Consider the following 13,739-nt stretch of genomic DNA (forward strand, 5'->3'; position numbering starts at 1 on the left):
TCGTCTGCACCGGACAGCTCCCTCTCCCTTCAGGGCGGGGCGCGCAGTCGAGGGTTGGGGAGAGGGAGCGGAATCAACCCTGAACACCATTGCTGCCGGTAAATACCGTTCGCGAGCAAGCTCGCTCCTACGAAAAGCCTTGGCACCTGTAGGAGCGAGCTTGCTCGCGAACGGTTCTATGGACCTCAGCGGCTCAGCAGCGAAGCCCCGCCCGCGGTGGCGAAGAGCGCGGCGCTGCCGCGGTTGAACCAGGCCTGGCCCTTGCCCGAGCGCAAGAAGCGCGCGGCGCCGCGGGCGCTGAGGCCGTAGAACAGCTTGCAGGCGAAGTCGAGCAGCGCCCAGGTGAGGATCATCACCAGCAGCTGCTGCCACAGCGGGTGGTCGGCCTTGAGGAACTGCGGCAGGAAGGCGGCGAAGAACAGGATGTCCTTCGGGTTGCTGGCGCCCAGGCCGAAGGCCTTCCAGTACAGGCCGCGGAAGCCCGGGTTGACCGGCATCTCCTCGGCGGCGCGCGGCTGGCCGGCGATGCGGGATTCCTGCCAGCTCTGCCAGGCCAGGTAGAACAGGTAGAGCGCGCCCAGCACCTTGAGCACGCTGAACAGCTTCTCCGAGGCCAGCAGCAGCGCGCCCAGGCCCAGGGCCGAGGCGCTGAGCAGGCAGATGGAGGCGCTGACCCCGCCGAGGAAGGCCGGCAGCGAACGGCGCAGGCCATAGTTGAGGCTGTTGCTGACCATCAGCAGCGACAGCGGGCCGGGAATCAGGATCACGATCAGGGCGGCGCTGCTGTAGAGCAGCCAGGTTTCCAGGTTCATCGCGGGCTCTCGAATGCAAAGGCCCCGACGCAGGCATGCGTCGGGGCCGTGGCGGGGCCGCTCCAGATTACAGGAAGATGAATTTGGCTACAAATATCGCACAGAGTGCATACAGGCTGACGGTCACGTCCTTGTGGCGGCCGGTGAAGACCTTCATCGCCACGTAGGTCACGAAGCCCATGGCGATGCCGTCCGCCACCGAGAAGGTCAGCGGCATCATGATCACGGTGACGATGGCCGGGATGGTCTCGGTGTGCTCCTGCCAGTCGATGTGCGCCAGGCCGCCCATCATCAGCATGGCCACGTAGATCAGCGCGCCGGCGGTGGCGTAGGCGGGGATCATTCCGGCCAGCGGGGCGAAGAACATGGCGGCGACGAACAGCGCGCCGACGGTCACCGCGGTCAGCCCGGTGCGGCCGCCGGCGGCCACGCCCGCGGCGCTTTCCACATAGCTGGTCACCGGCGGCACGCCGAGCACGGCGCCGACCACGCTGGAGGTGCTGTCGGCCTTCATCGCCTTGGACAGGTTTTCGATGCGGCCGTCCTCGCGCACCAGGTGGGCACGCTGGGCCACGCCCATCAGGGTGCCGGCGGTGTCGAACATGTGCACGAAGAGGAAGGCCAGGATCACGCTGATCATGGTCACGTTGAAGGCGCCGGCGATGTCCATGGCCAGGAAGGTCGGCGCCAGGCTCGGCGGCATGGAGAACACCCCGCCGAACTGCACCAGGCCCAGGGCGATGCCGGCCACGGTGACGGTGAGGATGCTGATGAGGATGCCGCCGAACACCCGGCGGTATTCCAGCACGGCGATCATCAGGAAGCAGATCGCCGCCAGCAGCGGGCCGGGCTTGGTCAGGTCGCCCAGGTGCACCAGGGTGGCGGGGCTGGCGACCACGATGCCGGCGGTCTTGAGACCGATCAGCCCGAGGAACAGCCCGACCCCCGCGCCCATGGCGAAGCGCAGGCTCGGCGGAATGCTGTTGAGCAGCCATTCGCGGATGCGCGAGAAGGTCAGCACCATGAACAGCACGCCGGAGATGAACACCGCGCCCAGGGCGATCTCCCAGCTGTAGTTCATGGTCTTGACCACGGTGTAGGTGAAGAAGGCGTTGAGGCCCATGCCCGGCGCCAGGCCCACCGGCCAGTTGGCGTACAGGCCCATCAGGAAGCAACCCAGGGCGGCGGCCAGGCAGGTGGCGACGAAGGCCGCCCCGTGGTTGACCCCGGCGTCGGCCATGATGTTGGGGTTGACGAATATGATGTAGGCCATGGTGATGAAGGTGGTCAGGCCGGCGGCCAGTTCGGTCTTCACCGTGGTGCCGTGCTGGCTGAGCTTGAACAGGCGTTCGAGCAGGCCGGTGGCGGGTGGGCTGGAGGCGACAGCGGTTTGTTGTTCTTGTTTGGTGCTTTCCACAGCGGGTACTCCTCAACGCTCTTGTTGTTGGTCCTTGCCGTCGGCTGGTTCACCTGCGTCCCTGGCTCGGCGGAAGGCTTGAGGGTGTGTTCTTGACTTGCGAGTCAGGAAGTCACGCCGGCGATTATGAGGTTGTATACAAAAAAATCAAATAATGTTTCGTACCTATCTCCCGCCTTCTTCCAAACAATTCATCGGAAGATTCGTTCAGGCGTTGCGCAGAATTTGTCCAGAGGGGACGGCTGAATGCCGCATGGCAAGGGGGATGCGCCGGGTGCGCGGTGCTGGGCATTTTGTGTACACTGGTGGCCATCATTTCGTCGCGCCCGCGTACCTGGTAGCGGATTGCCCAGGCCGCCGGTCCGCCCAACAAGGTTGAGGATCCATGACCGACCCGCTGCAACAGATCAAGAAGCCGGCGCGCAACGGCAAGAGCCGTACCGGCACGCAGGACGAGATCGTCTACGCGCACATCTTCGACGCCATCCTCGAACAGCGTCTGGCGCCGGGCACCAAGCTGAGCGAAGAGGCCCTGGGCGAAATCTTCGGCGTCAGCCGCACCATCATCCGCCGCGCCCTGTCGCGCCTGGCTCACGAGCAGGTGGTGCTGCTGCGCCCCAACCGCGGCGCGGTGGTGGCCAGCCCGAGCATCGACGAGGCCCGGCAGATCCTCTTCGCCCGGCGCACCGTCGAGCGCGCCATCACCGAGCTGGCGGTGGACAACGCCAGCGCCGAAACCCTGGCCGAGCTGCGCGAGATGGTGGTGCAGGAGCAGGCCAGCTTCGCCCGCGGCGACCGCGGCGCGGGCATCCGTCTGTCCGGCGAGTTCCACCTCAAGCTGGCGGAAATGGCCAGGAACGCCCCGCTGGTCAGCTTCCAGCGCAGCCTGGTGTCGCAGACCTCGCTGATCATCGCCCAGTACGAGGCGGGTGGCCGTTCGCACTGCTCGTTCGACGAGCACAACGAAATCCTCGACGCCATCGAGAAGGGCGAGAAGGAAAAGGCCGTGACCCTGATGATGCACCACATGGCGCACATCGACGACAAGCTGAACCTGGAAGGCGACAGCGCCTCGGGCGACCTGCACGCGGTGTTCTCGCACCTGCTCGGTGGCAAGAAGAAGGGCGGGCGTAGCGCGGCGCGTTGAGGTTTGCCTATGAAAAAGCCCCGCCTGAGTGCGTAACGCTGTTCGCTTAAGAAAGAATGCCGTTTCTCTGTCTGGGAGAAACGGCATTTTTCATTTGGGAGGGGCTGTGGCTTCGTTTGCGAGCTTTGGCCCGTCGCACCCAACCTAAACCCCGTCATTCCCGCGAACGCGGGACGCGGCTCCATCGCGAACAGCGCTTGCGCTGGCCCGAAGGGGAATAACCCAGTGACTGCGGGGTTCGCGAGCAAGCTCGCTCCTACGAAGAGCAGTGCCCGCCCTTGCTCTTGGACTTCCAGAGGGATATCCGAGCGCACCGGAACGCCCCTTCAGAAGGCCGAGCGAAACCCGCGCTCAGGAGGTCATGCGACATGGATGTCGCGAGAGCCCCGCGGGCTACAGGGACGTACCCTCGGGGCGGGCCTCCGTGGCGGGGGAATTCGTGAGGGTAGCCCGGCTTTATCGGGCCCGTATGTTGGGGCAAGCCTTTTTGGTTCCTTTTGTGGCGTTTGACAAAAGGGACTCGCCCGAGGGGGCGAAACAAGAAGGTCGGGCAAACTCGGAGCGGCGCAGAAACACCCAAGCCAAGGCAACTGGGTTCCCGCGTTCGCGGGAATGACTGGGTGAGGTTAGGGGTGGGAGGATGGCGCCTGACCGACACGTCGCTCAGGACAGCCCCCTCTCCCTTCAGGGAGAGGGTTGGGGAGAGGGCGCTCTTGAACCCAGCACCATCGCTACCGGCAAACACCCTTCGCGAGCAAGCTCGCTCCTACGAGAAGCAGCGCGCTACACAGCATCAGTCCCCGCGATACTCACACCCACTGGTGCAGGTCTCATGCACCCGCACCCGCGACAGCTCCGGCAGCAGCGGCTTGACCTGCTGCCAGATCCAGAGCGAGAGGTTCTCGCTTGTGGGGTTTTCCAGGCCGGGGATGTCGTTCAGGTAGTTGTGGTCGAGCTGTTCGTAGATCGGCTTGAAGATCTGCTTGATCTCGGAGAAGTCGCGGATCCAGCCGGTATGCGGGTCGACCTCGCCCTCGATGTACAGCGCCACGCGGAACGAATGGCCGTGCAGGCGGCCGCACTTGTGGCCCTCCGGGACGTGGGGCAGGCGGTGGGCGGACTCGAAAGTGAATTCCTTGAACAGTTCCAAGAGGTGGCCTTCAGATCATCAGTGGGCAATTGCAACCGCCCATTGTACCCACTTTGCCGGCCGGCTGGGCACACCCCGTCGGCGGCTCAGCGCGTCAACTCGACCTGGACTTCCTCGCCCTCGCGCAGCGTCAAGGGCGCCATGACGGCCGCGCCCACCGTGGTCGGGCCATTGGCGCCGGTGGTTTCCCAGGTCACTTCGCAGCTCAGGTAATAGCGCCCCGCCGGCACCTGGGCGAAGCTGAAACGGCCCTCGGCGTCGGCGCGCACCGTGCGGGTGTAGATCTTCGCCCGGGCGTCGGGCTCGCCTAGCGGCCGCCGCTCCTGGTAGGCCTTGTACAGCGGCGCCATGTAGCGCGTCGCCGGGATCAGCGCCACGTCCTTGCCGGCCGCCGGCTTCAGGGTGCCGGCGCGGGTCTTGAGGAAGGCGCGGCCGTCGATCCTGCCGTTGCCGTGGACCGCCAGCGCCTGGTACTCGGCGCTGGGGAACTCGTCGAAGTTCAGTGGCCGGCCCTGGTTGGGCGAGATGCAGCCGGCCAGGGTGAGGCCGAGCAGGGCGACGAACAGGTGGCGCATGAAGGCTTCTCCGGGGCATGGGCTATGCGTCTGCAAAGATAGCCCAGGCCCGGCTCACTTGAGGTCCAGGCGCCTGGCCAGGCGGTTCAGGTTGGCCCGGTCCACCCCCAGTTCGCGGGCCACGGCCGCCCAGTTGCCGGTGTGGCGTTGCAGGCTGGCGGCGATCAGCTGGCGCTGGAAGTCATCCAGCGCGGTGCGCAGTTCGATGCCGGGTTTGGGCAGCTCGCGGGCGGGGGCGGACTTGCCGGTTTCCGGCAGGTGCAGGCCCTGTTCGAGGCCGAGGTCGTCGAGCTCCAGGGTGAGGATGCGCGGGCGTTCGGGGCTTGAGGCCAGGGCCTTGAGCGAGGCGCGGCCGATCAGGTGTTCCAGTTCGCGCACGTTGCCCGGCCAGGGGTAGCCGAGCAGGGCGGCCTGGGCCTCGGCGCTCAGGCGCAGGCTGCGCAGGCCCAGGCGCGGGCGGTTCTGTTCGAGGAAGTAGCCGGCCAGCAGCAGGATGTCGTTGCCGCGTTCGCGCAGCGGCGGCACCCGCAGCGGGTAGACGCTCAGGCGGTGGTAGAGGTCGGCGCGGAAGCGCCCGGCGCGCACTTCCGCGGCCAGGTCGCGGTTGGTGGCGGCGATCAGGCGCACGTCCACGCGGTGCTCGCGGTCCGAGCCCAGGCGCTGCAGTTGGCCGCTTTGCAGTACGCGCAGCAGCTTGGCCTGGATCGCCATCGGCAGCTCGCCCACTTCGTCGAGGAACAGGGTGCCGCCGTCGGCCAGTTCGAACTTGCCGCGGCGCTCGCCCACGGCGCCGGAGAAGGCGCCGCGCACGTGGCCGAAGAGTTCGCTCTCCACCAGGGTTTCCGGCAGCGCCGCGCAGTTCAGGCTGATCATCGGCTGGGCGTGGCGCAGCGAGCGCTGGTGGATGGCCTGGGCCACCAGTTCCTTGCCCACGCCGGTCTCGCCGGTGACCAGCACGCTGAGGTCGCTGCCGGCCACCAGCTTGATTTCGTCCACCAGTTGGCGGTGCGCCGGGCTCTGCCCGACCAGTTCGCGCGGGGCCTCGCCGGCGGCGCGCTGGTAGGCGTCGGCGCGCTGCTGTTCGTGCTCGGCGCGCAGGGTGAGGTCGAGCATGCGCTGGCTGGCCTTCACCGTGGCCGCTGCCAGGCTGGCGAAGGCCTGCAGGTTGTCCAGGTCGCCGCTGGAGAAACGTCCGGGCTCGAGGGCGTCGAGGGTCAGCAGGCCCCAGGGCTGCTCGTCGAGGTACAGCGGGCAGCCCATGCAGTCGTGTACTTCCAAGTGTACGCCTTCCACCAGGCCGTCGTAGGGGTCGGGCAGGCCGCAGTTGGCGTCGAACAGGGTGGGGCCGGGGCGTTCCAGCAGGGCCTGCAGGCGCGGGTGTTCGGCGATCTTGAAACGGCGGCCGAGGGTGTCCGGGCTCAGCCCGTCCACCGCCAGGGGCACCAACTGCTCGCCTTCCAGGCGCAGCAGGGCGCTGGCGTCGCAGGGCAGCAGTTCGCGCAGGGCTTCGAGCAGGCGGCGGTAGCGTTCTTCGTCGGGCAGTTCGCGGGACAGGTCGTCGACCAGGGGGAGCAGGGTGGCAAGCAAGGGATTGCTGGTCATTATGACCTCTATGTAGTCCGTATGACTCGAATGATTGCTGGTCATTATGACTTCTGACGCCGCGGAAGTCCCGCGAATACTGGCCGCCGGCCTTGGCACGTTTTCTGAAGGATTACAGGCAGTTCCCACCCTGTCTTGCGTTCCAAGGAGATCCGCATGCTGTCCAACGAACAACGCACCCTGATCAAGGCGACCGTCCCGCTGCTGGAAACCGGTGGCGAAGCCCTGACCCGGCACTTCTACCAGCTGATGCTGACCGAGTATCCGCAGGTGCGTCCGCTCTTCAACCAGGCCCACCAGGCCTCCGGCGACCAGCAACGGGCCCTGGCCAACGGCGTGCTGATGTACGCCCGCCACATCGACGAACTGGAGCGCCTCGGCCCGCTGGTGGGGCAGATCGTCAACAAGCACGTGTCGCTGCAGATTCTGCCGGAACATTATCCTATCGTCGGCGCCTGCCTGCTGCGCGCCATCCGCGAAGTGCTGGGCGAGGAGATCGCCACCGACGAGGTGATCGCCGCCTGGGCCGCCGCCTACCAGCAACTGGCCGACATCCTGATCGGAGCCGAGGAGTCGGTATACGCCCGCAATGCCGCCGAAGAGGGTGGCTGGCGCGGCGCGCGGCGCTTCCGCGTGGCGCGCAAGGTGGCCGAGAGCGAGGAAATCACCTCCTTCTACCTGCAACCGGTGGACGGCGGCGCGCTGCTGGACTTCGAGCCGGGCCAGTACATCGGCCTGCGCCTGGACCTGGATGGCGAGGAAGTGCGCCGCAACTATTCGCTGTCGGCCCCGGCCAACGGCCGCGAGTACCGCATCAGCGTCAAGCGCGAGCCCGAGGGCAGGGTTTCCAACTACCTGCACGACCAGCTCCGGGAAGGCGACGAGATCGACCTGTTCCCGCCGGCCGGGGACTTCGTTCTGGGCGACAGCGACAAGCCGCTGGCGCTGATCACCGCGGGCGTCGGCATCACCCCGTCGCTGGCCATGCTGCAGCAGGCGCTGGACGCCGGCCGCGTGGTGCACTTCATCCACTGCGCGCGCCACGGCGGCGTGCACGCCTTCCGCGAGTTCATCGAGAACCAGGCGCGCAAGCACCCGACGCTGCTGCACTTCTTCTGCTACAGCGAGCCGCGCGAGCAGGACCAGGCCGATGCCGAGGGCTTCATCAGCCAGCAGTTGCTGAGCAACTGGCTGCCGGAGCAGCGCGACCTGGACGCCTACTTCCTCGGGCCCAAGCCGTTCATGGCCCAGGTGAAGCGCCTCCTGCGCGAGTTGGGCGTGCCGGAAAAGCAGTGCCACTACGAGTTCTTCGGCCCCGCCAGCGCGCTGGAGGCCTGAGGCTAGACCGGCCGGCCCATGCGGGCCGGCCACCCCGAACTACCGGAGGTGTGTGATGAAAGGCTTCTTCTCCTGTCCGCAACGCAATCTCAGCCATTCCAACGCCCTGCTCAGCGCGGGGGCCGCTATGCTGCTGGGAGGCATCTTCGGCGCCTATTTCATCGACGCCTTTCTCAACCTGCCGCAACTGGTGGCCGCCCACGCCCTGACCGTCCTTGGGCCGACCGCCATCAAGCTGGGCTACGTGCTGCGCCTGATCGCCCAGCGGCAGATGCGCCAACCGGGCTGGGAGGTCTGTTGTGCTGTTGGTTGATCGCAAGGTTCTGCTGGCGATTCCGCCGCTGTGGCGGCTGGGTTTCCGTCCTTTCTTCCTCGGTGGGGCGCTGTTCGCGGCGCTCGCCATATTCCTCTGGCTCGCCGCGCTGGCCGGCTGGCTGCCCGCGTGGCAGCCGCTGGGCGGCTGGCTGGGCTGGCACCGCCACGAGATGGTGTTCGGCTTCGCCCTGGCGATCATCGCCGGCTTCCTGCTCACCGCGGTGCAGACCTGGACCGGGCGTCCCGGTCTTAGCGGTGCGCCGCTGCGCAACCTGGCGCTGCTCTGGCTGGCGGCACGGCTGGCCTGGCTGCTGGGCGCGCCCTGGTGGCTGGCCACGGTGCTGGAGCTGGCCTTCCCGCCGGCCCTGGCCTGGTTCGTCGGCCGCAGCCTCTACCAGGTGCGGCAGACGCGCAATTACCCGGTGCTGATGGTGCTGGTCCTGCTGACCCTGGCCGACGCCCTGGTCATGGCTGGACAGGCGCTGGGCAACGAGGCCTGGCAGCGTGGCGGCGTTCTGGCTGCGCTGTGGCTGGTGGTGGCGCTGATGAGCCTGATCGGCGGGCGGGTGATTCCCTTCTTCACCCAGCGCGGCCTGGGACGTACCGCTCAGGTGCCGGCCTGGCCGTGGCTGGACTGGGCGCTGCTGCTGGGTGGCGCGCTGCTCGCGGTGCTCAGCGCCACCGGCCCGGCGCTGCAACCGGGGCCGTTGCTGGCGCTGCTCTTCGGCCTGCTCGGCCTGGGCCACCTGGTGCGCCTGGTGCGCTGGTACGACCGCGACCTGTGGAGCGTGCCGCTGCTGTGGTCGCTGCACCTGGCCTATGCCTGGATGACCCTCGCGCTGTTCGGCCTGGCGGCTTCCGCGGCCGGTGCGGCGCTGCCCTCCAGCCTGCCGTTGCATGCGCTGACCGTGGGCGGCGTCGGCGGGCTGATCCTGGCGATGATCGCCCGCGTCAGCCTCGGCCACACCGGCCGCGCGCTGCAGCCGCCGAAGGCGATGGCCTGGGGCTTCGCCCTGCTCAACCTGGGCGTGCTGGCGCGGGTGGTGGTGGTGTGGTGGCTGCCGCTGGGTGGCTTGCTGCTGGCGGCGCTGTGCTGGTCGCTGGCGTTCCTGATCTTCGCCGGGTACTACGGGCCGATGTTGTGGAAGGCCCGGATCGACGGGCAGCCGGGGTAGGGGATTCATCTGTGGGGCGTGGCATGTGTGGGCTCGGCCCATCGCGGACGGAGTCCGCTCCTACGTACGTGCTTCCCTGTTGAGCCTGGCGCGGCTTTGATGACGGCTCCGTGCTCGGCAACGAGCGGGATTATGGCTAAGGTCAAACGGCGGATAACGCCGTAGGCGTTATGCGCCCTACGCCAAGCTCACCATGGACGTAGGGCGAATAACCGTTCGCGGTTATCCGCCGCTACACCTTCCTCGCCGGCCCCTGCATGGCTGAACCTGGCGCGGCTTTGATGGCGGCTCCGTGCCCGGCAACGAGTGGGATTATGGCCAAGGCCAAGCGGCGGATAACGCCGTAGGCGTTATGCGCCCTACAACGGCACCAACCTTTCTCCCAGGCGTCCGCCGTCGACCAGTTCGAGGAACTCGTCGCCCATCCGCCGGCTTTCGTCCATCGCCTTGTTCCAGTAGCGCTCGCGGCCGGCGTCGTCGCCCAGGTAGCGCTTGAAGTCCTTGCGGTCCGGCAGCTTGTTGTGCGGCAGGCGCGCCAGGTATTCGCGCGACGGCGCCAGCAGCAGCACGTCCTGCAGGCGGGTGGCGTCGCCGCGGCGCCAGGGCAGGCCCTTGTCGAACCAGCCGGGGATGACCTTGTCGGTGAAATGCGGGTAGAGCACCACGCCGTCGGTCTCGTAGGGCAGGTCCAGATGGTAGTCGAGCAGGCCGCCGTCGCGGTAGGTGCCCGGGCCGGCGCCGGGGATGTCGCGCACGCCCTGCATGACCATCGGGATGGAGCCGGAGGCGAGCAGCGCATGGCGCAGGTTGCCGACGTCCAGCGGCAGGCAGCGCGAGGGGAAGTCCCGCAGCGGCGCCAGCGGCGGGGCCAGGCGCGCGTCGTGGAGGATCACCCGTTCGAAGTGGCGGTGCAGGTGGCGGCGGCCGAGCATGTTGTCGCGGATCACCGCGCCCAGGCCCAGGCCGAGCGTGCGCTTGCCGTCGTCGGCCAGGCGCCCGTGGCTCTTCACCACCACCACGTTGAGGCGGTAGTGCGGGTTGGCCAGCACGCTGGCGTCCTGCCCGGCGAGCAGGTCGTCGAGCATCCGCGTGCAACTGGCGGAGACTTCGGCTATGTCCGCGTTGCGCGAGAAGCGCTGCTGCGTGTACAGCTCGCCCAGGCGGCGGATGCCGGCGGCGGCGTCCGCCAGGCAGGCGCTGGCGAAGCGCCAGGAGCCGATCGAGGCGCCGATCAGCGAGCGCTCGCGCGGCGCGCGCGGCAGCCATTCGCCGAACAGCGCCAGGTCCAGCCCCTGGATGCCCAGCGCCTTCGGCCCGCCGGCGGCGCCGGGCAGGATGCCGACGTCGGCGGGGCTCAGGCCGCGTTCGCGGATGCGCCGCAGGGCGCGGGCGCCGGCCTTGAGGGTGAGGGCGGGGGACTTGATGTGGATGGCGGTCATGGGGGCACTCTCTGGCGAGCCGGCGATTATAAGCGCTGTATTTTCCTAGGCAGCATCCTTCATCCGGTGAATGATCCGTCCTGCATCCATTCAGCTTGAGTTAATGGCCTTTCGATAGCCTGCGAGCATTGGCAATTCGCAGGAGCCTTCCCATGCAAACCCTCACCCGTCTGATCGCCGCAACCGCTCTTTTCGGCGCCTCCAGCCTGGCGCTGGCCCACGACATCGGCCCCGACGAGGCCCTGCGCCTGCGCGACGCCGGCACCATCCAGGACTTCCAGCGTCTCAACCAGGCCGCGCTGGCCAAGCACGCCGGCGGAACCGTGTACGATAGCGAGCTCGAACTGGAACACGGCCGCTACCTGTACAAGGTCGACATCAAGGACGCCCAGGGGCTGAAGTGGGATGTCGAGCTGGACGCGGTGAGCGGTGAAGTGCTCAAGGACCGCCAGGACCACTGATGACCTATCCTCTGCGTTACGCCCTGCTCGCCGCCCTGTGCGTCGCCGGGCCGGCGCTGGCCCACGACCTCAGCCAGGACGAGGCCCTGCGCCTGACCCGCGAAGGGGTGATCCGCCCCTTCGAGTCGATACTGCCGGCCGCGCTGCAGCGCTACCCCGGCTCGCGCCTGCTCGAGGCGGAGCTGGAGAAGGAGCACGACACCTACATCTACGAGATAGAGCTGCTCACCGCTGGCGGCGTGGTCCGCGAACTGGAACTGGATGCCCGTGACGGGCGCATCCTCAAGGATAAGGAAGACGACTGATGCGTCTGCTGCTGGTGGAAGACCACGTCCCCCTCGCCGACGAACTGCTGGCCGGGCTGAGCCGCCAGGGCTACGCCGTGGACTGGCTGGCCGATGGCCGCGACGCCGCGGTGCAGGGGGCCAGCGAGCCCTACGACCTGATCATCCTCGACCTCGGCCTGCCGGGCCGCCCCGGCCTGGACGTGCTGCGCGAATGGCGCGGCCTGGGCCTGGCCACCCCGGTGCTGATCCTCACCGCGCGCGGTTCCTGGGCCGAGCGCATCGACGGGCTGAAGGCCGGCGCCGACGACTACCTGACCAAGCCCTTCCACCCCGAAGAACTCTTCCTGCGCATCCAGGCCCTGCTGCGCCGCGCCCACGGCGTGGCCAACCAGGCCCAGCTGGAGGCCGGCGGTCTGCGCCTGGACGAGGCGCGCCAGTGCGTGCAGCAGGATGGCCGCGAGGTCGACCTGACTTCCGCCGAGTTCCGCCTGCTGCGCTACTTCATGCTGCACCCGGGCCAGCTGCTGTCCAAGTCGCACCTGGCCGAGCACCTCTACGACGGCGAGACCGAGCGCGACTCCAACGTCATCGAGGTGCACATCAACCACCTGCGCCGCAAGCTCGGCCGCGAGATCATCGAGACCCGCCGCGGCCAGGGCTACCGCTTCACCGGCAGCAGCGGGGGCGCGGCTTGATCTCGATCCAGCGGCGCCTGGGTTTCGGCCTCGCCGCGGTGCTGCTGGTGGTCGGCCTGGCGCTGGCCCAGGCCGGGCTCTGGTTCTACGACCAGGGCCTGCGCCGCTACCTGGCCAGCGGCCTGCAGGACGAGGCGGAAAGCCTGCTGGTGGCGATCATCCGCGGCCCGGCCGGGCTGCAGCTGGACCCGCAGCGCGTCGACGGCGCCTACGAGCGGCTGTTCTCCGGGCGCTACTTCCAGATCCACTTCGAGCAGACCGACTGGCGCTCGCGCTCGCTCTGGGACCACGAACTGAAGGTGCCGGACCACCCGGGCCTGCGCGAGGGCCTGGCCAAGGGCCCGGAAGGCCAGCGCCTGCTGGTCTTCCGCGGCGACTACAAGCGCTACGGCCGCAGCCTGCAGATCAGCGTGGCGCAGGACTACACGCCGATCCTCAAGAGCTTCAACCGCCTGCGCAACATCGGCCTGGGCGCCGGGGCGCTGGCGCTGCTGCTGATCCTGTTCTTCCAGCGCCTGACGGTGCGCCGCGCGCTGCGCCCGCTGGAGCGGGTGCGCCAGCAGATCGCCCAGCTGCAGGACGGCCAGCGCAGCCAACTGGACACCCAGGTGCCGCAGGAGCTGGAGCCGCTGGTGGAGCAGGTCAACCACCTGCTGCAGCACACCGAGGAAACCCTGCGCCGCTCGCGCAACGCCCTGGGCAACCTCGGCCATGCGCTGAAGACGCCGCTGGCGGTGCTGATCAGCCTGGCCGAGCGCGAGGAACTGCAGCAGCACCCCGAGCTGAAGCGGGTGCTGCAGGAGCAGCTGGAGCAGATCGACCAGCGCCTGGCCCGCGAACTGGGCCGCGCGCGCCTGGTGGGCGAGGCGCTGCCCGGCGCGCATTTCGACTGCGACGCCGAGCTGCCCAGCCTGCGCGAGATGCTCCAGCTTATCCACGGCGAGCACCTGCGCATCACCTGCCAGGCCGAGCCCGGCCTGCGCCTGCCATTCGACCGCGAGGACCTGCTGGAACTGCTCGGCAACCTGCTGGACAACGCCTGCAAGTGGGCGGCCGGCGAGGTGCGTCTGCAAGTGGAGAAGCGCGAGGACGGCTACCGCCTGCTGGTGGACGACGACGGCCCGGGCATCGCCGAGGAACTGCGCGACAGCGTGCTCGAACGCGGCACCCGCCTGGACGAGCAGGTGGCCGGCCACGGCCTGGGCCTGGGCATCGCCCGCGACATCGCCGAGGCCTGCGGCGGCAGCCTGGCGCTGGAGGGCAGCGAACTGGGCGGGCTGCGGGTGCGGGTGATGCTGCCGAGGCGGGCTGCGGCGTAGCGCGTTG

At 68.3% G+C, this 13,739-nt stretch carries 14 protein-coding genes; 8 read left to right on the forward strand and 6 right to left on the reverse strand.

The features are described 5' to 3' along the window. Positions 1-185 precede the first annotated feature (185 nt). Both ACTWJ5_RS11235 and ACTWJ5_RS11240 read right to left on the reverse strand, forming a co-directional pair. On the reverse strand, positions 186-812 hold the full coding sequence (locus ACTWJ5_RS11235; protein WP_256514863.1) for a LysE family translocator: 627 nt from the start codon (positions 810-812) through the stop codon (positions 186-188). 67 nt (positions 813-879) lie between these two features. Further along, the gene (locus ACTWJ5_RS11240) at positions 880-2,229 is read right to left on the reverse strand and encodes an NCS2 family permease (RefSeq protein WP_043314301.1); all 1,350 of its coding nucleotides are present in this window, start codon (positions 2,227-2,229) and stop codon (positions 880-882) included. 385 nt (positions 2,230-2,614) lie between these two features. Between ACTWJ5_RS11240 and ACTWJ5_RS11245 the strand changes: the two genes are divergently transcribed. Further along, positions 2,615-3,376 (forward strand): GntR family transcriptional regulator, encoded by a 762-nt coding sequence (locus tag ACTWJ5_RS11245; RefSeq protein WP_074986078.1) that lies wholly within the window; start codon positions 2,615-2,617, stop codon positions 3,374-3,376. Positions 3,377-4,169: 793 nt separating this feature from the next. Here ACTWJ5_RS11245 and queD read toward each other — a convergent pair. The 3 genes from queD to norR all read right to left on the reverse strand — a co-directional run bounded on the left by queD (position 4,170) and on the right by norR (position 6,703). Continuing rightward, complete coding sequence (gene queD / locus ACTWJ5_RS11250) at positions 4,170-4,526, reverse strand: 6-carboxytetrahydropterin synthase QueD (protein WP_444438546.1); 357 nt, start codon at positions 4,524-4,526, stop codon at positions 4,170-4,172. 86 nt (positions 4,527-4,612) lie between these two features. After that, positions 4,613-5,101 carry a carboxypeptidase-like regulatory domain-containing protein gene (locus tag ACTWJ5_RS11255; RefSeq protein WP_444438548.1) on the reverse strand — a complete coding sequence of 163 codons (489 nt, stop codon included), beginning with the start codon at positions 5,099-5,101 and terminating at the stop codon, positions 4,613-4,615. 54 nt (positions 5,102-5,155) lie between these two features. Continuing rightward, on the reverse strand, positions 5,156-6,703 hold the full coding sequence (gene norR / locus ACTWJ5_RS11260; RefSeq protein WP_253411935.1) for a nitric oxide reductase transcriptional regulator NorR: 1,548 nt from the start codon (positions 6,701-6,703) through the stop codon (positions 5,156-5,158). 156 nt (positions 6,704-6,859) lie between these two features. Between norR and hmpA the strand changes: the two genes are divergently transcribed. The 3 genes from hmpA to ACTWJ5_RS11275 are packed head-to-tail and all read left to right on the forward strand — an operon-like array spanning position 6,860 to position 9,531. After that, positions 6,860-8,041 carry an NO-inducible flavohemoprotein gene (gene hmpA / locus ACTWJ5_RS11265; RefSeq protein ID WP_074986074.1) on the forward strand — a complete coding sequence of 394 codons (1,182 nt, stop codon included), beginning with the start codon at positions 6,860-6,862 and terminating at the stop codon, positions 8,039-8,041. 55 nt (positions 8,042-8,096) lie between these two features. Further along, positions 8,097-8,354 (forward strand): transmembrane sensor/regulator PpyR, encoded by a 258-nt coding sequence (locus ACTWJ5_RS11270; protein ID WP_074986072.1) that lies wholly within the window; start codon positions 8,097-8,099, stop codon positions 8,352-8,354. After that, complete coding sequence (locus ACTWJ5_RS11275; protein WP_253411937.1) at positions 8,341-9,531, forward strand: NnrS family protein; 1,191 nt, start codon at positions 8,341-8,343, stop codon at positions 9,529-9,531. The genes ACTWJ5_RS11270 and ACTWJ5_RS11275 overlap by 14 nt, the downstream gene beginning before the upstream one ends. Before the next feature lie 359 nt (positions 9,532-9,890). Here the strand turns inward: ACTWJ5_RS11275 and ACTWJ5_RS11280 are convergent, their stop codons facing one another. Further along, complete coding sequence (locus ACTWJ5_RS11280; RefSeq protein WP_444438551.1) at positions 9,891-10,970, reverse strand: patatin-like phospholipase family protein; 1,080 nt, start codon at positions 10,968-10,970, stop codon at positions 9,891-9,893. Positions 10,971-11,122: 152 nt separating this feature from the next. Here ACTWJ5_RS11280 and ACTWJ5_RS11285 point away from each other — a divergent pair, with 152 nt between their 5' ends. The 4 genes from ACTWJ5_RS11285 to ACTWJ5_RS11300 are packed head-to-tail and all read left to right on the forward strand — an operon-like array spanning position 11,123 to position 13,732. Beyond that, positions 11,123-11,431, forward strand: a complete 309-nt coding sequence (locus ACTWJ5_RS11285; RefSeq protein WP_058070245.1) for a PepSY domain-containing protein — start codon at positions 11,123-11,125, stop codon at positions 11,429-11,431. Then, on the forward strand, positions 11,431-11,736 hold the full coding sequence (locus ACTWJ5_RS11290) for a PepSY domain-containing protein (RefSeq protein WP_074986060.1): 306 nt from the start codon (positions 11,431-11,433) through the stop codon (positions 11,734-11,736). The genes ACTWJ5_RS11285 and ACTWJ5_RS11290 overlap by 1 nt, the downstream gene beginning before the upstream one ends. Then, positions 11,736-12,413 carry a response regulator transcription factor gene (locus tag ACTWJ5_RS11295; protein WP_256514867.1) on the forward strand — a complete coding sequence of 226 codons (678 nt, stop codon included), beginning with the start codon at positions 11,736-11,738 and terminating at the stop codon, positions 12,411-12,413. The genes ACTWJ5_RS11290 and ACTWJ5_RS11295 overlap by 1 nt, the downstream gene beginning before the upstream one ends. Then, complete coding sequence (locus ACTWJ5_RS11300) at positions 12,410-13,732, forward strand: sensor histidine kinase (RefSeq protein WP_444438553.1); 1,323 nt, start codon at positions 12,410-12,412, stop codon at positions 13,730-13,732. The genes ACTWJ5_RS11295 and ACTWJ5_RS11300 overlap by 4 nt, the downstream gene beginning before the upstream one ends. Positions 13,733-13,739: the final 7 nt, after the last annotated feature.

Origin of the sequence: Pseudomonas sp. A6 (assembly GCF_052367875.1) — a bacterium.
GTDB lineage: Bacteria > Pseudomonadota > Gammaproteobacteria > Pseudomonadales > Pseudomonadaceae > Pseudomonas > Pseudomonas citronellolis.